The sequence below is a fragment of the Geomonas sp. RF6 genome (genome assembly GCF_021044625.1).
Taxonomy (GTDB): Bacteria; Desulfobacterota; Desulfuromonadia; order Geobacterales; family Geobacteraceae; genus RF6.
Genome location: NZ_CP087999.1, coordinates 114,717 through 135,970, shown reverse-complemented (window position 1 = coordinate 135,970; position 21,254 = coordinate 114,717). Strand labels below are relative to the sequence as shown.

The 21,254-nt window shown below is 59.6% G+C and carries 17 protein-coding genes and 1 tRNA gene; 14 read left to right on the top strand and 4 right to left on the bottom strand.

The window, feature by feature from the left end:
- The first annotated feature begins 103 nt into the window (after positions 1–103).
- Entirely contained in the window at positions 104–1,315 is a 1,212-nt protein-coding gene (locus LPW11_RS00580) for a lytic transglycosylase domain-containing protein (RefSeq protein ID WP_230996183.1), read from the top strand.
- 93 nt (positions 1,316–1,408) lie between these two features.
- On the top strand, positions 1,409–2,146 hold the full coding sequence (locus LPW11_RS00575; protein ID WP_230996182.1) for a Stp1/IreP family PP2C-type Ser/Thr phosphatase: 738 nt from the start codon (positions 1,409–1,411) through the stop codon (positions 2,144–2,146).
- A 31-nt stretch (positions 2,147–2,177) separates the two neighbouring features.
- Here the strand turns inward: LPW11_RS00575 and LPW11_RS00570 are convergent, their stop codons facing one another.
- The 3 genes from LPW11_RS00570 to LPW11_RS00560 form a co-directional block, all read right to left on the bottom strand.
- Positions 2,178–3,266, bottom strand: a complete 1,089-nt coding sequence (locus tag LPW11_RS00570) for a DUF354 domain-containing protein (protein ID WP_230996181.1) — start codon at positions 3,264–3,266, stop codon at positions 2,178–2,180.
- Between the two features lie 207 nt (positions 3,267–3,473).
- Positions 3,474–3,549 (bottom strand) — tRNA-Gly (locus tag LPW11_RS00565).
- A gap of 222 nt (positions 3,550–3,771) precedes the next feature.
- Positions 3,772–4,020: a DUF2795 domain-containing protein gene (locus tag LPW11_RS00560; RefSeq protein ID WP_230996180.1), complete on the bottom strand. Its 249-nt coding sequence runs from the start codon at positions 4,018–4,020 to the stop codon at positions 3,772–3,774.
- Between the two features lie 288 nt (positions 4,021–4,308).
- Here LPW11_RS00560 and LPW11_RS00555 point away from each other — a divergent pair, with 288 nt between their 5' ends.
- From LPW11_RS00555 to LPW11_RS00535, 5 genes are all read left to right on the top strand, one after another.
- On the top strand, positions 4,309–6,129 hold the full coding sequence (locus LPW11_RS00555; protein ID WP_230996179.1) for a glycoside hydrolase family 15 protein: 1,821 nt from the start codon (positions 4,309–4,311) through the stop codon (positions 6,127–6,129).
- Positions 6,126–7,502 (top strand): glucose-6-phosphate dehydrogenase, encoded by a 1,377-nt coding sequence (locus LPW11_RS00550; protein WP_230996178.1) that lies wholly within the window; start codon positions 6,126–6,128, stop codon positions 7,500–7,502. Before LPW11_RS00555 ends, LPW11_RS00550 begins: the two co-directional genes overlap by 4 nt.
- 115 nt (positions 7,503–7,617) lie before the next feature.
- Positions 7,618–7,974: a hypothetical protein gene (locus tag LPW11_RS00545; protein ID WP_230996177.1), complete on the top strand. Its 357-nt coding sequence runs from the start codon at positions 7,618–7,620 to the stop codon at positions 7,972–7,974.
- A 126-nt stretch (positions 7,975–8,100) separates the two neighbouring features.
- Positions 8,101–8,706: a peptidoglycan-associated lipoprotein Pal gene (gene pal, locus LPW11_RS00540; RefSeq protein WP_230996176.1), complete on the top strand. Its 606-nt coding sequence runs from the start codon at positions 8,101–8,103 to the stop codon at positions 8,704–8,706.
- Positions 8,707–8,839: 133 nt separating this feature from the next.
- Positions 8,840–10,000, top strand: a complete 1,161-nt coding sequence (locus tag LPW11_RS00535; protein ID WP_230996175.1) for a Na+/H+ antiporter NhaA — start codon at positions 8,840–8,842, stop codon at positions 9,998–10,000.
- Positions 10,001–10,263: 263 nt separating this feature from the next.
- Here the strand turns inward: LPW11_RS00535 and LPW11_RS00530 are convergent, their stop codons facing one another.
- Positions 10,264–10,953, bottom strand: a complete 690-nt coding sequence (locus LPW11_RS00530; RefSeq protein WP_230996174.1) for a hypothetical protein — start codon at positions 10,951–10,953, stop codon at positions 10,264–10,266.
- A gap of 144 nt (positions 10,954–11,097) precedes the next feature.
- Between LPW11_RS00530 and LPW11_RS00525 the strand changes: the two genes are divergently transcribed.
- The 7 genes from LPW11_RS00525 to LPW11_RS00495 all read left to right on the top strand — a co-directional run bounded on the left by LPW11_RS00525 (position 11,098) and on the right by LPW11_RS00495 (position 21,183).
- On the top strand, positions 11,098–11,766 hold the full coding sequence (locus LPW11_RS00525; RefSeq protein ID WP_230996173.1) for a peptidoglycan-binding protein: 669 nt from the start codon (positions 11,098–11,100) through the stop codon (positions 11,764–11,766).
- Positions 11,763–12,536 carry a hypothetical protein gene (locus LPW11_RS00520; protein WP_230996172.1) on the top strand — a complete coding sequence of 258 codons (774 nt, stop codon included), beginning with the start codon at positions 11,763–11,765 and terminating at the stop codon, positions 12,534–12,536. The genes LPW11_RS00525 and LPW11_RS00520 overlap by 4 nt, the downstream gene beginning before the upstream one ends.
- Positions 12,537–12,634: 98 nt before the next feature.
- Positions 12,635–15,295 carry a patatin-like phospholipase family protein gene (locus LPW11_RS00515; protein WP_230996171.1) on the top strand — a complete coding sequence of 887 codons (2,661 nt, stop codon included), beginning with the start codon at positions 12,635–12,637 and terminating at the stop codon, positions 15,293–15,295.
- 1,034 nt (positions 15,296–16,329) lie between these two features.
- A complete protein-coding gene (locus tag LPW11_RS00510) occupies positions 16,330–17,133 on the top strand; it encodes a glucose 1-dehydrogenase (RefSeq protein WP_230996170.1) in 804 nt (267 codons plus the stop codon).
- Positions 17,134–17,703: 570 nt separating this feature from the next.
- Positions 17,704–18,522 (top strand): transporter, encoded by an 819-nt coding sequence (locus LPW11_RS00505; RefSeq protein ID WP_230996169.1) that lies wholly within the window; start codon positions 17,704–17,706, stop codon positions 18,520–18,522.
- A 61-nt stretch (positions 18,523–18,583) separates the two neighbouring features.
- The gene (locus LPW11_RS00500) at positions 18,584–18,967 is read left to right on the top strand and encodes a hypothetical protein (RefSeq protein WP_230996168.1); all 384 of its coding nucleotides are present in this window, start codon (positions 18,584–18,586) and stop codon (positions 18,965–18,967) included.
- A gap of 1,133 nt (positions 18,968–20,100) precedes the next feature.
- A complete protein-coding gene (locus LPW11_RS00495; RefSeq protein ID WP_230996167.1) occupies positions 20,101–21,183 on the top strand; it encodes a 2,3-butanediol dehydrogenase in 1,083 nt (360 codons plus the stop codon).
- The last annotated feature ends 71 nt before the right edge of the window (positions 21,184–21,254 follow it).

Genomic DNA, 21,254 nt, shown 5'->3' with positions numbered 1-21,254 from the left:
CTCGGCGACAACGGGCCGCAGATCTCGCTGGCTATCCTGCGCCACGACGAGGCTGCCAGCTCACCCCGCTGCCGCGCCGGAGCCGTCTCCCGACGATCCGATCATGGAGACCGTGCACCTCGGCCCGCTCCCCAGGCGCCCCGAGCGCGACTTCTCCTCCGAAACCCAGATCATCAGGCACTACCTCGACAAGCCCGAGGAGAGCGCGGGCGAGCAGACCATTATGTTTCGCCGCGCCTTCGACCGCGCCCACAAGTCCAGGACCCGCAAGTACCGCTACCTTATTGCCTTCACCGCCGTGCTCCTGTTGGTCGCCGGCAGCGTCATCCTGTACCAGAAAAACAAGCTGGAGAAGATGCGGAGCACTGCGCAGAACATCTTCTACACCATGAAAAATCAGGAGCTGCAAATCGCGCAGCTCGAGGATCTGGTGCTCCTCCAGGCGAACCCGCAGCAGGTCGCGGAACTGCAGGCAAAGAGGGCAAAGTTCAAAGGGCTCGAGCAGGACTACGACGCCTTCGTGAGAGAGCTCGGCATTTACCGGAAGCTGTCCGACGAGGACAAGGTGATCATGCGCATGGCGCGCGTCTTTGGCGAGTGCGAGGTGGCGATGCCGCCGGGGTTCGCCGACGAGGTGAAGCGCTACATCGGGATCTGGAAGTCGTCGGACCGCCTGAAAGTTGCGCTCGCGAAGGCGCAGGAGAAGGGGTACACCCCCATCATCACCAGGATTCTCAGCGACAACAACCTGCCGCCCCAATACTTCTTCCTGGCGCTGCAGGAGAGCAATTTTGACGAGAAGGCCGTCGGGCCCCCCACCCGGTACGGCTGTGCGAAGGGGATGTGGCAATTCATTTCCCAGACCGCCGACCGTTACGGGCTGCGCATCGGGCCCCTTTTCGACCAGGGGGTGTACGACCCGCAGGACGAGCGCCACGATTTCATCAAAGCCACCGTGGCCGCCATAAAATACATAAAGGAGCTGAACAGCACGAACGCGCAGGCGTCCGGACTTCTGGTGCTCGCATCCTACAACTGGGGGGAGGGGCACGTGCGGGAGATCATCAGCAGGATGCCGGAAAACCCGCGGGAGCGCAACTTCTGGCGGCTCCTCTCCATGAAAGAGATCCCGAAGGAGACGTACGACTACGTCTTCCTCATATTCTCCGCCGCCGTAATCTGCGAAAACCCCAAGCTTTTCGGATTTGACTGCGCCTGCCCGGCCTCCACAACGATTCCGGTTCCGGCGAGCGCCTCTGCTTCCGCTCACCTGCCCACTCCTGAAAGCGCGCAGCCGCCGCACACGAGGCCCTAGATCATGTTCTTGCCTGCATGGAGTGGTGGCGCTGCCGCCAGAGTATCAGCCGAGAAAAGCTCTGTCGAAAGCCCGGGCAAAGGTATTTACTGCATGAAAATCTCTGCAACAGGAAAGACGGACAAGGGAGCGCGGCGCGGCAACAACGAGGACGCCTTCATAATCATGCCCGGGGGGAAATGCGCCGCGGTCGCCGACGGGATGGGCGGGGCGGCGGCAGGGGAGGTTGCGAGCAGGATATTCGTGGACGCTGTCCGGGAAATCTTCTCTCCGGCGTATCCAAAAAACCGAGAGGATGTGAGTGCCCTGGTTCGAGAGGCTTTCAAGACCGGTAACGAGCGGATCTTGTCGAGCGCGCGGCAGAATCCCGCCTACAACAGCATGGGGTGCACCGCCGATCTGATCGCCTTCGGCGACGACCGCTACATTCTCGGACACGTCGGTGACAGCCGGACGTACCTTTTTCGGGAAGGGGAACTCAGGCAACTGACGAAGGATCACTCCCTGGTGCAGCGGCAGGTGGAAGCAGGGCTCATCACACCCCGCCAGGCGCGCTCCCATTCGATGAAAAACGTGATCCTGCGCGCGCTGGGGATCGACCTCTCCCTTTCGCTGGACATCATCCGCGGTCCGGTGCTCCCCGCGGACATCTTCCTCCTCTGTTCGGACGGATTGAGCGACATGGTCGAGGATCAGGAGATCTCGGCCATTCTCGCCTCGAGCGGCACCATCGAGGAAAAGGCGGCATTGCTGGTAGCTTCGGCACTACAGGCAGGTGGCAGGGATAACATTACCGTCGTCCTTTGCCAATCTCACTCCAGAGGGCTGTAGCACCTGCTTCGAGCGGATCGACAGCGGCATCTCACGATATCTGCCCCGCACCGCAGACGCCGGAGATATTGCCCGAGGTAACGGAAATTACAGCCTGCTCGATGCAGTCCGCCACGTCCAAAAGAGTGTCGCTATGACGAGGCAGGACCTGTGGTCGCTTTCGCTTTACCACCTGCATTTGGGTGTCCACGTCACTGGTGGACGTGAGCAGCGTCATCCGCCCTGCCTCTGCGAGGTAACGATCGACAGCTCCTATCCTGCCTCTGAATATGCTGTAGACCGGCACACCGAGCGCAGCCGCTTCACGGTTCATCGTCCCCCCTCCGCTTACCACTACGTCCGATTCCCAGATCAGGTCGAGCCCGGATACGGACTTTGCCGGGATTACTACCTTCCCCTTTTCGATCAGCCGCCTGCATTGTTGGAGGAGTCGAGTCCTCTGCGACTCGTTTCGCGGCACGACCACCATGACGGCGTTATCCTCCAGCGCCACGCGGTCCAGCACCCTTCTGAACAGTACCTCAGAGGCGTCGTTATGGTAATGTGCGTCGGTAGCCGGCGGGCGTACTGTGACTACTATTTTCCCTTCTTCGATTCCGAGCCCGGCCATTACTCCGCCAGAAGGTTCAAAACTCGCCGTATAAACGTACTCTTTCAGTCCACGGTATTTCAGGTGTCTATTGCATCTGTAGGAATCTGAGTCTGGCACAATTTCTGGTGTGATCAGGTAGTCGACGCTGGCGAAGGAAATGCTTACGTACTCATAATCGATGATGGTAGCCACGGGAATACCCACGACTTTTGCCGCCATCATCTGCGCCCTTGAACCGTGGGATAGTGCTAGAACAGGTGATATCTGACGGAGGTGAGGTAGCATCATTAATGCCCTGTGGCCCACGCCGATAATCTTCAACAGCTTATTCTTTCCATAGTAGCCGCCGTTGACGAGGAAGGGGGAAAGCCCGTGGGCACTCGCCAGATCGGCAACCTGATAGCGGGAGCTCGCGGTTAACCAGATTCTGAAGCCACGAGAGCGAAGTTCCTTCAGTAGGGGGGCAAAGAAGGGGACGTGGGGTGAGTTATCAAGGTCTATCCAGATGGTAAAGCGGGACTCTTGCATGATGGCCCTCCAGGTAAGGTCGCCATTTAGGGAGCCGTAGGATGAAGTGAATGGCACCGATATGTGCACAGAGTGAGACTTGATCGGCGGCAGGACAATAGTCGTTGCACGTGGGCTTTCTGGGTGCGAGGTCAGTAACGCGTTGCCAGGCGCGTGGCACAAAGAAAGGGGAATGGGCGCCAAGCGCACATCCCCCTTTCGAGTTCTTGGAGCGGGGTAGTGGGAGTCGAACCCACTGCCTCAGCCCTGGTGGGGCTGCACTCTTCCACTGAGCTATCCCCGCTGAAAAGGGCCCAAGGACGACGAGGTACCCCTGGGCATACGTCAGGCTGGTAAAAATGTTACCATCTGTCAGAACTTTGACAATGCCTGTGCGACTCCTTCCGCCCATAAAAATTTCCTGTCTCCGCGCTCGCCGAAGGCAGAACCCAAGGCTTTGGCGGGCGCAGCGCCGCTGTCTGGCGGATTGCAGGAGGCGCCGGAGCGCTTCCCGGAATCGGAGCTATCAGTGGTGTTTGCCGTAGTCCTTCATGACATCGGCCATGCTGCCGTACTCCTTCTCTTCCATCTGCTCAATCTCTTGCATCGCCTCTTTTGTGGCGTGATTTTGCTTTGCCTGCTTGATCAGATCCTGCTTCTGGGCGGGAAAGTCGGTCCCGCGCAAGGCGTGGGTCACGTTGCTGACTGAGTGGCCGCCGACTCCCCCTATGTTGGGATTTTTTTCCGACTCTTTCGATTTGCCTATGGGTGCCATAGCATCCTCCCTTTGATGTCTCCTGTGCCGCGGCAGATGCCCGCGGTCGTTCTGTGGCTAAAACCTGAAACTTAGAAGCACCACATCTTCAAGTGTACCGAATGGCCTCTTGCGCAGGCAAGCCTCTCCCTCCTCTCCCCTCGGTGGCCAGGGTGAGTGGTGATGATGTGAAGCAACTACGGATCCGGTCCACTTCCGGCTAACAAAGCCCGCTACAATTAAGGAGAGGGACGAGCTACAAGGTCCTACCCTCACATGCCGGCGGTGGCCAGTGCCGCGGGGAAAACTATGGATGAAAGTTGGAAGGCTATAAAGCGCCATGACGGCTACCTGCCCATCGAGGACCACGGCCTCGTCGGTGATGGCGACACAGCGGCGCTCGTCGGGGCCGACGGTGCTATCTCATGGCTTTGCGTCCCGCGCTTTGACTCTGACCCGCTATTTGCCGCCATCCTCGACGCGACCCACGGTGGCAGCTTCATTCTCACACTGGAGGACGCGGTGGAGTCGCGGCAGTACTACCTGGAGGAGAGCGGGGTGCTGATCACCGAGCTGCGGGGCGCTTCCGGAACCATCCGGATTACCGATGCTCTCACGCTCCGGTCCGGGGCGGACCTTTCCGAGGATGTCGCGGCAGGGAGGTGCGAACTGATTAGGAGAGTGGAGGTGCTCCAGGGGAATCCGCAGATCCGGGTGTCGGTAGCGCCACGCGGAGGAGGTGCCGTCGAGGGGGGGGGCGGGGCGTGCCGCATCAGGTGGGCCCTGCAGCCGCACCTCAATCTTCACCTGTTCTCCCCGGAGATGCACGGCCTGTCATCGTCCTATAGCGCACGGGAGGGGGAGCGGTTTCATCTCATCCTTCGCTGGGGAGAGGGAAGCTCGAGGCACGGCTCCGGAGCGCCCGAGACGCTCATCGAGGAGACGCTCCGGGCCTGGCGCCGGTGGATTGCGGGTTTTAACTATCAGGGGCCGCAGGAGATGCTGGTGCGCCGCTCCGCGATCACTATCAAGCTCCTCGATTATCTTCCTACCGGAGCTCTGGTGGCGGCCGCGACCTCCTCCCTCCCCGAGAGGGTGGGGGGCGCGCGAAACTGGGATTACCGCTATGCCTGGGTCCGGGACACGGCGCTCTGCGTCTATGCCCTCAGACGGATTGGGATGACGAAGACGGCGGCGGGGTTTTTGACCTGGGTGCTGGATGCCATCGAAAAGGACGGACGCCCCCGCGTCCTGTACAACCTGCACGGGGAGCAGCCTCCGCTGGAAAGGATCGACCCTTCGCTGGAGGGGTACCGCCGCTCGGCGCCGGTGCGCTGGGGGAACGCAGCCGCCGACCAGCGGCAGCACGACGTCTACGGCGAGATCATCGACTGCGCCTACCAGTGGGCCCGCGGAGGGGGGAGGATCGACTCCCACCTGTGGTCCCGCCTGCACGCCCTCGTGGAAGGCGCCCGGGAGGCGTGGCGCATCCCCGACCAGGGGATCTGGGAGGTACGCACCTCCGGCCGCCCTTTCACCTATTCGGCGGCACTGTGCCATGTGGCTCTCGAGCGGGGCGCGCGCATGGCCACAGAGCTTGGTTTCCCGGGTGATGCCGCAGGGTGGCTCTCGGAGGCGGAAACGATCCGCAGCACGATTCTGGAGGATGCCTGGGACCCGGAGAAGCAGGCCCTCACCGAGCACCTCGGCGGCGGGGCGCTCGACGCCAGCCTGCTGGTCCTGCCTATGAGGCGGGTCCTCCGGGCGGACCATCCGCGCATGGTCGCGACCACCGCGGCCGTGGCGCGTCACCTCGATGCAGGGAATGGCCTTCTCTATCGCTACCTCCCTCGAGTCTCTCCGGACGGCCTGCCGGGAGAGGAGGGCGCCTTCCTTCTGTGCTCCTTCTGGCTCGCGGACAACCTCGCACAGCAGGGGCGTCTGGATGAGGCACACGCGCTGTACGATTCGCTGTGCGGCAGGGCGAACAGGCTGGGGCTGCTGCCGGAGGAGATCGATCCGGCCAGTGGTGCGTTCCTTGGAAACTTCCCCCAAGCCTTCAGCCACGTGGGACTCATCTCCAGCGGCGTCCTTTTGTCCCGCCGCGATCGAGAGGGACGGAAAAGATGAAAAAGCTCCTGATCATTTTCGGAGCCACCGGCGATCTCACCTCGCGTTTCCTCATGCCTGCGCTGTGCGAGCTTCATGCTGGCGGGAGACTTCCCGAAGGCTTCTCCGTCCTCGGCATCGCTCGCGAGGAGTGGGATAGCACCTCATTTCGCAGCCACATCGTGCAGAGAAGTCGCCCCTTCGTGCCGCAGCATCTTCTCTCGGGAGACTTTCTGGAGAGGCTCCACTACGCCACTGCGGACGTCTCCAACGAGGAGGCGGTCCTGGCAGCTCTGGGGACTGTGCGGGAGCCGGCGGTCTTTTATCTCGCCCTTCCACCTGCCCTCTTCACGCCGCTGGTGCGGGCACTGGCGCGCCTCGCCCCCCCAGCCGGGAGTGCCTTTGTCTTTGAGAAGCCGTTCGGAGATACTCTCTCCGCCGCCCGCTCCCTCAACCTCCTGCTGCGGCAGCACTTCGCCGAGGAGAGCGTTTACCGCATGGACAGCTTCCTGGGGGAGCAGACGGTGCACAACCTGCTCGGGCTGCGCTTCATGAACCGCATATTTTCCCCTCTCTGGAGCCGGGAGCACATCGAGCGGGTGGAGATTTGCTGGGACGAGACCCTCACCCTCGAAGGTCGTGCCGTGTACTACGATCGGGCGGGGGCGCTGAAGGACATGATCCAGAACCACCTGCTGCAGCTGATGTGCATCGTCGCGATGGAGGCGCCGGAAAGCCTTGCGGAGGGGGATTTCCGCGGGCGCAAGGTGGAGGTGCTGCAGCAGGTACGGCGCCTGTCAGCGGTGGAGGTGCGGCAGGGGACGGTTCGGGGGCGTTACGGCGCGGGACAGATCGGTGCCCGCCAGGTGCCGGCGTACCGGGATGAGAATGGCGTGGACCCGGCACGTGATACGGAGACCTTTGCGAGCGTTGAGCTTTTCATCGACAGCGAAAGGTGGCGAGGTGTTCCCTTCCTCCTGCGCACAGGAAAGGCTCTGGGTAAGGACCGCATGGAGATCGTCATCCGCTTCAGGGGGGAGCCCCAGCGCCTCTTCTCCATAGGGGGGGAAGCGCTGGCGCACAACGTCCTGCGGCTGGGACTAAACCCGGACCGTATCTCGCTGGGGGTGAACATCGCGGGCCGGTGCGACGCGTGTCCCCCCCGCTATGTGGAGCTCGACACAGACCTGGTGGAGCAGGAGCTTTCTCCGTATTCCCGCCTGCTTTTTGACGTCTTTCGCGGAAGGCAGACGAACTTCGTCCGCTGGGACGAGGCTGAGGCATGCTGGGAGATCGTCGAGCCGATTCTGAGGGGGTGGCTTGAGGGGGCCGTTCCACTTCAGGAGTACCCGGCAGGGTCGGACGGGCCGGCGCAAACGCCGGAAAGGAGCTGATTCCGGGCACAGAGAATCCGGGTTCGGAAGCTCTTTCCGATTGCCCTTGACTTTGAACAGGGCGCTAAATTATATTCCCGCTTCAATTTCACCAACCTCCATTATGAGTCTCACGATGTACGTCTGCCTCCAGCACATGCGGTATAACGCCAGCCATCTCGCGCTGGTGATGGTCGTGGTGATCCTCACTATGACCATCGGGACGATCTATACCAAGGGTTTCGTGGAGGATTTTCGTGAGAACGTGTCGGTACAGAAATCATTCACCTCCGATGACAGCACGGAGGATGAGGCCGGCACCTCTGACTACAAGCCTCCCAAGCAGTCTTTCGTAGACTACAACTGTTTTTTCGGGTGTGGGATCGAACTGCCCGCATACCTGCCGCTCATTTCCGTCCTCGTATTCCCTGAAGTGCACCAAGCTGTTCCGGAAGTCTATCCAGAGGTCCTTGCCCCACCTCATCCTTCCTAGCCATCTCCGACACTCGTTCCAATTCCTGCAGACTCCGCAGCAGAAGAAGGGATAGATGCGTCCATTCGGGCGATCCCTCGCGTCTCTCTGCCTGCATTGCATGTACACACGAAGGAGCAAATGAACATGATGAACCTTAAAACCGCGCGCAGCCTTGCCTGCGTCGTTGCCATTACTCTTGCCGCCATCACCGGCTGCGCCCACAAGCCCGCCCCGGTAACCGATAGTCCTGCACACTCTTCGGTGACCACGACGACACAATCCTCTTCTGCAGCGAACGGCGCTGCCGGCAGAAAAGAAGTACAGGAGGAAACTGTCTCCGCCGCTATCGCCTCTCCCGGAGCAGCAGAAGGAGAGGTCGACGAGACCCGCAAGGCAGGTGCAGGTGCCAGTCAGGGGCTGGTTCTGGAGGCCCTCTACTTCAACTACGACTCCGCAAGCCTCAGCAGGGAGGCGCGCGAAGTGGCGTACCGCAATTTCCAGCTGCTGAGCTCCGGCAGTAAAATGAAGATCCGCCTCGAGGGGCACTGCGACGAGCGTGGCTCCGACGAATACAACCTCGCCCTTGGCGAAAAACGTGCTGTCGCGGCAAAGAAATACCTCGAGACCCTCGGCCTGAGTGCAGACCGCGTCTCCACCGTCAGCTACGGGAAAGAGCGCCCTGCCGTGGAAGGAAGCAGTGAAGATGCATGGGCGAAAAACAGAAGGGTGGAATTCGTGGTAGACAGATAAGGAGACCACTACAGTAGAGCGGGTCATGATCAGGAAGCAGGAGCCGATCCCGGGAGCGGGACGGCTCCTGTTTTTTCTGCCGGACCTCATACCGGCATCCGCAGAAACCGCCACAATTAATAGCGGAGGACACATGAAACGAAAGACCGCCGACAGGGTGAACATGCTGCGCGAGTTCTCCATCCCGCTCCTCACAGGGATCGTCGCGGCACTCCTGTGGTCAAACCTCTCCCCGGAGAGCTACCATCACTTCAATCACGCCCCTTTGCTCGGGCCGTTCAACTTTCACTTTCTGACAAACGACATCTTCATGGTGCTTTTTTTCGGGATTGCAGCGGCGGAAATCGCGCAAAGCTGTTTTCCCGGCGGCGACCTGAATCCCATCCAGAAGGCGATCAACCCCCTCTTTGCAACCCTCGGAGGTGTTTTGGGGCCGGTGGTCGCCTATTTCGCCCTCAATGCAGTCATCGGCTCCCCCGCGCTCCTCAGAGGGTGGGGGATTCCAACCGCGACCGACATCGCCCTGGCCTGGCTGGTGGCAAAGATCGTTTTTGGCGAGCGCCATCCAGCCATCTCCTACCTCCTGCTCCTCGCCATTGTGGACGATGCGATAGGACTCGCGATCATCGCAGCCTTTTACCCGGACCCGGCGCAGCCTGTGCAACTGCAATGGCTCACCCTCACGGGTTGCGGGATGCTGGTCGCGTACCTTTTGCGGCGCCTGCGCGTCCGTAACTACTGGCCATACCTGCTGGTGAGCGGCTCACTGAGCTGGTTCGGGCTTTTCCATTCGCACCTGCATCCTGCACTCTCCCTGGTCTTCATCGTGCCGTTTATGCCTCACCCGCGACGAGAGAAGATGCACATATTTGAAGGGGATATGAAGGATCACTCGACGATGGCGCTTTTTGAGCACGAGTGGAAGGTGATCGTGGAATTCGGCCTTTTCATGTTCGGCGTCACCAACGCCGGCGTCGAGTTCACACACATAGGGCCGGCAACGTGGCTGGTACTGGGGGCGTTGGCGATCGGGAAGACGTTGGGTATCTACGGCATGGGGATCGCCGGCGCGTCTCTCGGTTATCCGTTGCCGGAAGGTGTCGGAAAGAAGGAACTGCTGCTTCTCGGTATGATAGCGGGAGTAGGGCTGACCGTTGCACTTTTTGTAGCAGGGGAGGCTTTCACCGATCCAATGACACAGGGCGCAGCGAAGATGGGCGCTTTGTTGAGTGGCGCATGTGCAGTGATTGCCATAGCAGGCGGGCGGTTGCTGAAAGTTCCGCGCATGCGGTGAGTTAAATCTGCCAACTGCCGGGGCCACCCGTGTGATGCCGGTGGCCCCGCTCGTAGTTTCATGGAAACTTCCCTTCGGGAATTTCGCCCTACCTTATATTTCAAGACCTGACCCCGTCTCCGTCCCACCGTCGGGCATCTCGGGAGTGTTCCTCCAAAGGAGTAGGCGAGGCAGTGCGTCCCCCCCTTTGCGAAGGGGGGACAGGGGGGATTTCCCTTCGTCTGGCCATGCGACGACCAGTTGAAGGGCATCCCGCAGAGGCGTTACCGCTTCGTGAAGGCTGCCTTTATGTTTCCGAAGGCGGATTTGGAAATGTGGTCGACGGTGAAGCCGTGCGGCTCCACGAGGCGTTGCAGGTCCTTTTCGCAGTAGAGGCAGACCGGCGCGTGTATGCCGTGTTTGTCGGCGATGGCTGCGTCGAGGAGAGCGAAACGCGATTCGACCGGCACCCCTTTTCCTGCATAGTGCGTCCCGAGCTCCGAGTCGATTCCTGAGCCAGAAAGGAAGAGGCGCGCCCCCGGCTTCATTCTCCCTGAGATGAGACTGATAAGGGTCGTGGCTTCCGGGAAGGTGAGATAGTGGATAAACCTCTGAGAGTAGACGAGCTGCAGGTTTTCCGGCAAGTCAACCGCTGTCAGTTGCCGCACATCCTTGCACAGGAATCGGAGCTGCTGCAGTCCGAGCAGCTTTTTCACTTGCTCCATTCTCTCACTTTGATCCATCAGGTCGATGACCGTGGTGTCCATACCTGTCAGTGCAAAGCGGATACCCTGTATTCCAAATCCCCCGCCAATATCAACTGCCGCCGCATCTGAATCATAGATCGTCAGAGCATAGGCGAGAGCCTCCTGGTCCAGACTGTCAAAGCGCTGATGGGCTATCTCGACACCGTGGCTTCCGGTGGTGTGCTGAAAAAAATCACCATATACGTTGAGAGCTTCAGGTTTTTCCACAACATCTCTCCTTTTTTTTGCGCACGTTAGCATGAATAAAAACGATCGGCAAGCCGCCACACCGCACGGCACCTGTTGCAGGACGGCTGATTCTATATATAAAGGTAGGGTCGGCTTCCAAAATGGTGTCCAGAAGGAGGAACTATGAGTGCGATAGTGGCTTCGGTCGGGCAGGGGGGGAAGAACCAGAACGACGATGTGGTGCTCGTGCAGAAACTGCTGAGGGGGAAAGGGTTGTATGCCGGGGAGGTTGACGGCATCTGCGGCACCAAGACGATCGCCGCGATCCTCCTGTTCCAGAAGGGTTTCCTCTCCGAGCCGGACGGCCTCATCGAGCCGGAGAAGACGACGTGGAAACGCCTCTGCAGCGCGGGGGGGTGGGACGGAGACTCCTCACAGTGGCCACAGGAGAAGAAGATCGAGAGCCTCCACCCCAATTTGCGACCAAAGGTGCAAAACCTCCTCGACGCCCTGAACGCTCAGGGGTTCCAGCCGAAGGTGTTCTACGGCTGGAGATCGGTGGCGATCCAGCTGGAGCTCTACAAGAAGGGGAACTCCAGACTCAAGTTCAGCTTCCACAATGCGCAAAAGCCGGACGGGACCCCCAATTCGTACGCTGCAGACATCGTCGACAGCCGCTTTGGCTGGTCCGATCAGGCGGAGCAGGTCGGGTTCTGGAAGGCGCTGGGGAAGGAGGCGAAGAGGCAGGGACTCATCTGGGGAGGGGACTGGGAGAAGTTCCGCGACGTCGCGCATGTGCAACTGGTGCCAAACGGTCAGCTCGCTGCGGTAAAACACGAGAGCGGCCTGTGAAGGGAGTGCTGCTGGTCCTGCTCCTCCTCGGGTACGCCGTTTCCGCCCACGCGGAGCGCGTATGGCTGGTGGTGCAAGGGAGCGACTCCACCCCGGTCGGAATCGCCCGCAAAGCCAGGGCCCTTGGCGGAAAGGGAGTTGTGGTGCAGACCTCGGACTGCGGCGACCCGAGAGGGATCTACGCCATTGCGGCCTCGGTGGAGACGACCCCGCAGGCGGCCCAGACGGCTCTCCGGAAGACCCGCGAGATCGTGCCGGACGCCTATCTGAAGATCTGCGAGGTAAAGCGCGCATCTCTTCTCGCCTTTCGTGTTCCGGCCGTCGATCCCTCGATAGCGGATGTGCCCCCCGGCGCTGTGAACTGGGAGGACAGGGACAGGGTATCGACGGCAAAGGCGCTGCCGGGCGGAAGGGCCCTTATCATCAGGCGCAGCTACGAGGACGCGGCCGATGATCCGCTGGAGGGGAGGAGGGAGCGGGTGCTGCTGGGAGAGTCGCAGAAGCTCACACCTCTTGAGAATAACTGCATCGACGCCGCCAACGCCACCACCCTCGGAAGCTACATCGCCTTCCAGTGCGCGAGGGAAGAGGCGGGGAGGCACCTGTTGCACGACGTCGTGGTCTTCAGTGGAGCCGGGGTAAAGGTGAAGGAGATCAGGCACTGCCGCAATCCCCGTCTGCTCAATGGTGGGCGGCTCTCCTGCGAGAGGGAGTCCGTCTCATCGAGCGGAGATTTGCAACTGTCCAGGAAAGAGTATGCATTTCGCTAGGCGCGCTCGGCGCCGCGAGTCCGGGAGCAGCCATATAATGCTGCTCCCGGTTTTTTGTTGGACGGCCCTGTGCGGGCATCACGTGAATGGGGGTGCGCATGAGCCAGGAGAAAGATAATCTGTATAGCCATGCGGTAAAAGAGGCCCACTCTTTTTTGGGCGGCGGCGATACTCCTCCCGAGAAGGCACTGGCCCTGGCTCTGAAGCTGAAGAAGGAGTGCGCCTTCGGGTACGGCCGCAGGGTTTTGCGGCGTGCACTCTCTCCCGCTCCGGGGATCACCGAAGGGGTCGTCCAACCGATACCGGCGGCGATCTCGGTGAAGTTCCACCAGACACTCGCCTTGTGCACCTACAAGGATCAGGATCTCCCCACCGACACCCGCAACGATGATGCACTGGAGATACTGGAGCAGGGCGATCCCCTCGAGACCACGACGAACCGGGAAACGCTCGGGCTGGCGGGAGCGATATACAAGCGCAAGTGGGAATACGACAACCACAAGCAGCACCTGGAGCGCTCCCTTGCCTACTACTTTCGCGGGTACCAAATCTCTCTCGAAAGGGGGTGGGGGCGAACGCCGAAGGAGGCCGGTAGACGGCTGGCGGAAAATGACGGGGACTACGGATATACCGCCATCAATGCGGCATTCATAGAAGATCTTCTGGCATCGCAGGAGATTGCCGAGGCCGAGGCGGTGAACGGACCGAAGTCGGCTGCCGCCGGGCGAATAGAGTTGGCTCAGCAGATCCGAAAGGCAATCATCGCGGGGCTGGAGCCCCTGCCGGCGGTGGAGCCTGGGTTGCTTTCGGATTGGTGGTTTCTGGTTACGGTGGGAGAGGCGTACTTCGGGCTGGGGGAGTATGACAAGGCGCTGCAATGGCTGAAAAAGGCGAAGGCCCTGCCGGGGACGCCGTCTTGGGAGGTTGAATCGACAACGCGGCAGCTCGCCGCACTCCTGACGGTGCAGAGGAAGAAACCGGACGCGTACGAGAAGGCGCGGGAGGTGATAGTAGAGTTTGCAGGCGCGGAGGCGGCTGCCGCGTCGGCCTTTACCGGGAAGGTCGGGCTTGCCCTCTCCGGCGGGGGATTCCGGGCCTCCCTTTTCCATATAGGGGTCCTGGCGAGGCTCGCCGAGCTCGATGTCCTCAGACGGGTCGAGGTAATGTCGTGCGTGTCCGGTGGCTCCATCATCGGAGCGAGCTACTATCTCGAGTTGCAGCACCTTTTGGAAAGGAAGGAAGACAGCGCCATCACCCGGGAAGACTATATCGAGATCGTGAAGCGCCTGGAGAAGGAGTTTCTCGCGGGAGTCCAGACAAACATCCGCACCCGCGTCGCAGCAAATCTCTGGATCAACTTCAGAATGCTCGCCAGCCCTCACTACTCGCGCACGCTGCGGGTGGGGGAACTGTACGAGAAAAAGATTTATTCCCGCGTGCCGGACGGCAAGGGTGACAAGGAGAGGTATCTGGGAGACATGATGGTGGCGCCGAAGGGGGAACGGCGAGGCTTCTCCCCAAAGGAGCAGAACTGGCGCAGGGTGAACAAGGTGCCGATACTGATCCTCAACGCCACCACGCTCAACACCGGCCACAACTGGCAATTCACAGCCACCTGGATGGGGAAGCCGCCGGCGGGGATCGACAGCGAGATCGACTCAAACTACCGCCTGCGCAGGATGTATTACAGGGATGCGCCTCCAGAGATGAAGAAGATCCGTCTGGGGGAGGCGGTGGCCGCTTCGTCGTGCGTTCCCGGACTCTTTGAGCCTATCTCCCTGCCGCATCTTTACCCTGAAAAAGTGGTCCGGCTGGTCGATGGCGGAGTGCACGACAACCAGGGGGCGGCGGGGTTGCTGGAACAGGGGTGCTCGGTGCTTTTGGTCAGCGACGCGAGCGGGCAGATGGGGGCGGACGACCATCCCGGCACCGGTTTTCTCGCCGTTCCGCTGCGTGCGAACAGCATCCTGCAGTCCAGGGTGAGGAGCGCGCAGTATGATGACCTCGATGCGCGGAAGCGTTCATCCCTTTTAAAGGGACTCCTCTTTATCCACCTGAAAAAGGAGCTCGATGTCGTTCCGGTGGAATGGATCGGCTGCGAAGACCACCTGGAAACGGAGAAACCAGCGGCAGTTACCTCCTACGGCGTGAACAAGAAGTGCCAGCAGGCCCTTGCCAACATCCGCACCGACCTCGATTCCTTTTCCGACACGGAAGCCTACTGTCTCATGCTGAGCGGGTACCGGATGACGGAGCGGTATCTGCAGGGGTGCACCACCGATCTCTGCTCCGGTACCGACATGAGGGGCGAGTGGGACTTCCTGGCAGTCGACGGGGCGCTGTCGGGGACGACACCTGACAAGCTGGTCCTGCGGCAACTTCAGGTCGGGGCGAAGATGGCGTTGAAGGTGTGGAGCCTCGTGCCGAACCTGAAACTGGCCGCGCTCGTACTCCTCCTGTTGGCGATTGTGGCCGTTTCGTTCCTCTCCTCGCAATTCTGGACCTTCGTCATCTTGAAGGTGACCGTTTCTGCTCTGGTCATTTCCGGGGTGACCCTGGTTCTGAACCGTCTTTTCGGGGCGTGGTTCATGAGACTTGTGAGGTACCGCAAATCGCTGCAGGAAATCGGCGTGGCGGTCGCGATGCTGAGCGTCGGGTGGCTACTCGCCTCTTTGCATCTCCTCATTTTCGACAAGTGGTTCCTGCGGCAAGGCAAGGTCCCACCCCTTCCGTCGCGGGGTACGCTCTGGAGAAACTGAAGGACAAAAGTGTCACCTATGTCCCCGAACGCTTGATGCCGAAAAAGAGGACACGGTATCCCCTTGCCTGTCCACTTTTTCGTCTGCATTGGCACTGGAGTTGCTGAAGGATTTCTCACACGCATATTGTCGGCCGAAGCTTCTGCTTTGGTGACGATACAGCTCGGCTTTTCCCCATGTACTCGGGCCACTGTCTTCTTCTCCCGCCTTCAGTGGCCCAATTTTTTTCTTCTTTAAGCGGTAGCGTTTCCGGCATTCACTGGCGCTCGGCTGCGTCTGTGGCGGACCGCCGGGAACGCCTCGCGGCTTATCCCGGCCTACATGGACTGCAAAAAAACATCCCGAACCCTGTCCCCTCGAACGGGACGCCAATGAGGCGTCTTGTGAGCGCTGGCACTTGTAGGCCGGAATAAGCGGTAGCGTTTCCGGCATTCACTGGCGCTCGGCTGCGTCTGTGGTGGACCGCCGGGAACGCCTGACGGCTTATCCCGGCCTACATTGACTGCAAAAACCCCATCCGCATCCAAGTCCCCTTGAACGGGACGCCAAGGAGGCGTCGTGTGAGGCGCGCTCGCACTTGTAGGCCGGAATAAGCGGTAGCGTTTCCGGCATTCACTGGCGCTCGCTGCGTCTGTGGTGGACCGCCGGGAACGCCTGACGGCTTATCCCGGCCTACATTGACTGCAACAACCATCCGTACCCTGTCCCCTTGAAAGGGAGGGGACGCATGGGCTACTGCTCTACTGGAGGAATCTCTTACAGCAGTCACGGCAGCCTCTTCCATTCCCTCCCAGCCGCGTGTAGCGCAGCCGGGGCGGCTGACACAGTTGTAGCGATACGAATGGAGTGAGTGCCGCACTTATAGCGTTCTCTTCCTTCTCCTGATGGACTCCACCCTCTTCTTCTCTCCCATCAATTTCAGCATCTTGCGTGGCAGCCTGGATTCATCGTTAGCTGGCACTAAAGTTGCTGAAACCGGCTTGAGCACACTATTGACCATCGCTGATGATGGCAAAACTAAAGGAGGAGGGGCCATGAGCAAGAAACTCCAGGACAAGGTGGCGATCGTTACAGGATCCGGGCGCGGCATCGGCAGAGGCATTGCCCTCAGATTGGCGCAGGACGGAGCGACCGTGGTGGTGGCCGACATCAATGCGGATAACGTGAAGAAGGTCGCTGAAGAGATCAAAGCTCTCGGCGCCAGGACGCTGGCGATGGTAACGGATGTCACCAAGGAAGCGGACGTCCAGAAACTGGTGGATACCACCGTGGCGGAGTTCGGCAAGCTGGATATCATGGTTGCCAACGCAGGGATCGCCAACATCAAGATGAGTATCGAGATGACGGCGGACGAGTGGGACAAGATCTTTGCGGTGAACTGCAGGGGCGTCTTCATCTGCGACACGGTCGCCGCCCGGCAGATGATCAAACAGGGGCACAAGGGGACCATGGGCTCCGGCGGCAGGATCATCAACTGCGCCAGCATCGCGGCTCACTCCGGTTTCAGCATCCTTGCCGCCTACAGCGCCTCCAAGTTTGCCGTGAGGGGCTTCACCCAGGCGCTCGCCAAGGAACTCGGCCCGCACAAGATCACCGTCAACGCCTACTGCCCCGGGATCGTGGGGACCGACATGTGGGGGCTCATCGACGAGAAGATGGGGCCGTACCTCGGCATGGGGAAAGGCGAAGTCCTCAAGGAGTACACGAAGCTCATCACTGCCGGGACCGTCGGTGTTCCGGAAGAGGTGGCCTGCTTCGTCTCCTACCTGGCCTCCAGCGACGCGGACTACATGACCGGACAGTCGGTAATGATCGACGGCGGGATCGTAATGAACTAGCGCGAAAAGGGGCTCCCGCGGCATAAACCGCAGGCTCTGCCTTTCCTAAAACTCAGTTGTTGGTGAATGAATGCCGGCATTCGTGCCGGCATTCTTCGTTTTAGCGGGGGGATTCTCAATAGCCTGAGGCATTATGATCAACGGGCGGACGCAACATCTGTCTCGCGACATCCGACACATTTGTTTCAAGCTTTGCAACAGATAAAACATCCCGTTCCCTTGCTGGAAGTCTCCGCTACACGTTATAGACCCTAGAACGGTATGTTATCACCATATCCCTTCCTTTTTTTTCTCAATCCTGAAACATTCCTTTCTCTTCTTAAGTTGGTATACCGATTGCTCTTAGTGGTGAGTATACGACTCTAATGGTGCAGTATCCGGAAAAGTAACACCGATTTATCAGATTTCTCCTGTGCGAATAAAACCACTCTCGAGCCGTTGCTTGGAAAGGAGGGAGAAGACCAGCTTTAAAAGGAAAGATCGGAAATAGAAACCATCACATGCCAGCAAAAGGAGGGTACCATGAGGTTTACGATTCGAAATTTACTTTGTGCTCTGATTGTCACAGCCATGGCAGGAATTTGCACGACCGGCACCTTCAGCAAGGCTGAGGCGTCGGTCATTCCGTACAGTGTCATCGGCGTCCACGAGTTTGACCTGCCGGTGAAGTACGACCCCTTCAACGTCATCCTTTCCTACAACATCTATAATGATGACAGAAACGCATGGGGCGGCCCCTCCGGCGGCCAGGACTCGCTCCTGACCATCAACAAGTTCGCCCACTTCTTCAAGGTCGATGCGCTGCCGAACGTCGGTTTCCTGTGGGAACTGGTGCTGGGGGGAGCCTCGGTGAGATTGAAAAACGACGACAGCGTGAGCGGCATGATCGACCCGCAGGTCGGCATCGTCTCCTGGATCAGACCGCTCCCCAACTGGACGACCGCGCTGGAGTACTGGCTCTACGTGCCGTTTGGCGACAATGAAATCTCCAACCACGCCATCGACAACAGCGTGGCATTTCTCACCAACTACACCCTCGGGGGCCTCACCTTCGACGGCGATTTCGGGATCAAGCTTCGTGGCGACAGCCACTACAATGGGGTGAAGCAGGAGAGGGGGGACCTTCTTTTCGGCAATCTCTCCCTCGCCTACAAATTCATCCCCAATGTCGAGCCGTTTGTGAAGTTGGACTGGGTCTCCGCCGGAAAAGGAAAGGATCTCGGCAGCGGTGCCACCGTCGCCAGCTCGGATGAAACCGCCATTGGTATCGGAAATCATTTCAGCCTGACGCAGAAACTGGCGGCCGACGTCTGGTACCTGAGAGGTGTCGATGGCAGAAACAACACAAAGACCGATGCGGTGTACCTGAAGTTCGCCTACATCTTCTAGGCGGCGGCACCGTACGTTGCAGCGTATGACTATTCCCGAGATATTGACAAAGGAGCCACCAATGAAAAAGATATTGTGGATGACCGTTTTGCTCTCTATCGCCGCCATGAGCGCCGTTTTCACCGGATGTTCTGTGTACGAGAAGCCGATCAAGAGCGAAGTGGAAGTGAAGAAGAGCAAGGTTCTCAACATCGGCGACCAGGTGCTGCTTTTCCATAGCGGCACCGAAGACGTGAAAAAGAGCATCTGTGTGGGAGAGACGATCCCCGTGTACACCGAGGCCTTCACCTCGGGTGTCACAAAGCGTCACGAGGTCGGGAAAATAAAGGTCCTGGAGTTCGCAGGGGACCACTACTTCAAAGGGCAGGTTGTCGAGGGGCAGATAAAGGAAGGTGCTGTCGCCATAAAGGATAATGCCGCCTGTCTGGTCTACAGCCCGGAGTAAGGGCGTTATTGCAGCAAGGTAAGTGTGACAACGGCAGCTCGGGGCAACTCGGCTGCCGTTGTCATTTGTGAATAAAAGAGCCGCCGAAGCAGTGGAACGACTGTCGCACTACAGACGTAGCCGCAAAGACAGTGATCTTCCGTACGCTCCGGAGGTCCAGGCGACCGCGGCGAGGAGCAAATCCCCTGCCCCTTTGGGCAAAGGTTCATCCGGAACTCGGAGAACGGCACTGTTTCCACGAAGCGCTGCAGGACACCAAGGCGTTCCCACCTTCGCAAAAACGTTCTTTGGGAATTCCGGGGGAGCGTGGGTACATTGCCACGAAGCATTGCAGAAGGCTCAACGTACCCCCCTTTGCGAAGGTTCATCCGGGAATTCCGGAGAAGCGTGGGTCCATTGCCACGAAGCACTGCAGAAGGCCTAATGTTCCCCCCTTTGCGAAGGGGGGGCAGGGGGGATTTGATTTTCAAGTCTCCTCCAGAACCGCAGCCCCTTTAACAGTACCTCTCGGACATCGAACTGCAGTGCTGCGGATCAACGACATACGCCCCACCAGTTTTTACCAAAATCGCTTGAGATCACAGCAGTTGCGCACTTGCAGGAGGGTCCTGGCCAAGTCAAATCCCCCCTGTCCCCCCTTCGCAAAGGGGGGGACGTAATAGCCTCGTCTACTTTGATAGCACACACTTTCCTTGCTTCTTAAGGATCCTCGATGAGCCTACGCAAAAACGGAGCACTTCATTCGCCGCCCCACCTGTCGCGATAGAGCATCTCGCTGCCGGGCTGCTCGATCACTGTGTCATCTTCCCCCTTTGATGCGACATGTGTCGCGATACACATGGTCTAATGCCTGAGATGTGAGACATTAAGCCAGCTTACTCTGGTGAAGTGTTGCGTATACGTCTTTCCTTGTAACTCTCCGTTTTTACGTGTTGCAGTCTTATCATTTTCCCGCTCTGTCACAGTTGGTACAACAGTTGCTCATTACATGACAAAAGATGTTTTAGAAAAACGGAGTCTTACCCGCATCAATTGCTGAGAGTGCAGAGATTGAATCTTGTGAAGGTGAGAAAGAGAAAATAGCAGTGCAATGAACCATTCATGCTGTCATTCCACCAAAAAAGGAGAACGAAATGAAAGCTGCCAAGTGGTACGGAAAGAAGGACATCAGGGTTGAAACGGTTCCCGAGCCCCCCGCCCCGAAAGCCGGCGAAGTAAAGGTAAAGGTCGCCTGGTGCGGCATCTGCGGCTCCGACCTGCACGAGTACGTGGCAGGCCCGATATTCATCCCCACCCAGCCCCACCCGCTGACTGGCTCGACCGCTCCCCTCATCCTGGGGCACGAGTTCACCGGAACCGTCGTCGAAGTCGGCCCCGGTGTCACGAGCGTGAAGGTCGGCGACCTCGTCGCCCCGGATGCCTGCCAGCACTGCGGGGAGTGCGGACCGTGCCGCAGCGGCAACTACAACGTCTGTGAAAAGCTGGCCTTTACCGGCCTGATGGCCGACGGCGCATTTGCCGAGTACGTGAATGTTCCCGCCAAGCTCTGCTACGTCCTTCCGAAAGGGTTCAACCCCGAGGCTGGCGCCCTCATCGAGCCTTTGGCGACCGGCTTCAAGGCTGTGCGCAAGGCCGGCACCATCCTCGGCGAAACCGCAGTCGTTCTCGGCGCCGGGACGATCGGCCTCGGCACCCTCATGGCGGCAAAAGCTGCCGGCGCAGGGAAGGTCATCGTGGTGGAGATGTCCGCCGCGAGAAAGAAGCTCGCCCATGAATGCGGCGCCGACGTCGTCCTCGACCCGAAGGAATGCAACGTGGTGGAAGAAATCAAGAAGATGACCGGCGGCTCCGGCGCCGACGTCTCCTTCGAGTGCATCGGGAACAAGGCGACCGCCCCGCTCGCGGTGGAGGTGATCCGCAACTGTGGCCGCGCCGTCATCGTGGGGATCTTCGAGGAGCCGAGCTCCTTCAACTTCTTCAGCCTGAGCGCCACCGACAAGGTTGTGCTCGGCACCCTCGCATACACCATCGAAGACTTCGCGGGGGTGGCGAAGCTTCTGGCCAGCGGCGCCCTGAAGGCCGAGCCGCTCATCACCGGCAGGATCAACATGGACGACATCGTCGCCAAGGGCTTCGACGAACTGGTGAACAACAAGGACGCCAATATCAAGATCATCGTTTCCCCGACCGCCCAGGCTTCCGCAGCTCGGGTGTAGCTTTCTCCACTGATTCTCCCCCTTCCCGTGCCGGGAGGGGGGAGGTGCGATAGGTACACTTCCATCATGTC

What these genes read in the sequence shown, in the direction of transcription:
- LPW11_RS00575 (WP_230996182.1), top strand. Translation starts at nt 1,409, where the DNA reads ATGAAAATCTCTGCAACAGGAAAGACGGACAAGGGAGCGCGGCGCGGC.
- LPW11_RS00500 (WP_230996168.1), top strand. Translation starts at nt 18,584, where the DNA reads ATGAAAAAGATATTGTGGATGACCGTTTTGCTCTCTATCGCCGCCATG.
- LPW11_RS00495 (WP_230996167.1), top strand. Translation starts at nt 20,101, where the DNA reads ATGAAAGCTGCCAAGTGGTACGGAAAGAAGGACATCAGGGTTGAAACG.
- pal (WP_230996176.1), top strand. Translation starts at nt 8,101, where the DNA reads ATGATGAACCTTAAAACCGCGCGCAGCCTTGCCTGCGTCGTTGCCATT.
- LPW11_RS00525 (WP_230996173.1), top strand. Translation starts at nt 11,098, where the DNA reads ATGAGTGCGATAGTGGCTTCGGTCGGGCAGGGGGGGAAGAACCAGAAC.
- LPW11_RS00535 (WP_230996175.1), top strand. Translation starts at nt 8,840, where the DNA reads ATGAAACGAAAGACCGCCGACAGGGTGAACATGCTGCGCGAGTTCTCC.
- LPW11_RS00580 (WP_230996183.1), top strand. Translation starts at nt 104, where the DNA reads ATGGAGACCGTGCACCTCGGCCCGCTCCCCAGGCGCCCCGAGCGCGAC.
- LPW11_RS00570 (WP_230996181.1), bottom strand. Translation starts at nt 3,266, where the DNA reads ATGCAAGAGTCCCGCTTTACCATCTGGATAGACCTTGATAACTCACCC.
- LPW11_RS00555 (WP_230996179.1), top strand. Translation starts at nt 4,309, where the DNA reads ATGGATGAAAGTTGGAAGGCTATAAAGCGCCATGACGGCTACCTGCCC.
- LPW11_RS00515 (WP_230996171.1), top strand. Translation starts at nt 12,635, where the DNA reads ATGAGCCAGGAGAAAGATAATCTGTATAGCCATGCGGTAAAAGAGGCC.
- LPW11_RS00510 (WP_230996170.1), top strand. Translation starts at nt 16,330, where the DNA reads ATGAGCAAGAAACTCCAGGACAAGGTGGCGATCGTTACAGGATCCGGG.
- LPW11_RS00545 (WP_230996177.1), top strand. Translation starts at nt 7,618, where the DNA reads ATGTACGTCTGCCTCCAGCACATGCGGTATAACGCCAGCCATCTCGCG.
- LPW11_RS00505 (WP_230996169.1), top strand. Translation starts at nt 17,704, where the DNA reads ATGGCAGGAATTTGCACGACCGGCACCTTCAGCAAGGCTGAGGCGTCG.
- LPW11_RS00560 (WP_230996180.1), bottom strand. Translation starts at nt 4,020, where the DNA reads ATGGCACCCATAGGCAAATCGAAAGAGTCGGAAAAAAATCCCAACATA.
- LPW11_RS00550 (WP_230996178.1), top strand. Translation starts at nt 6,126, where the DNA reads ATGAAAAAGCTCCTGATCATTTTCGGAGCCACCGGCGATCTCACCTCG.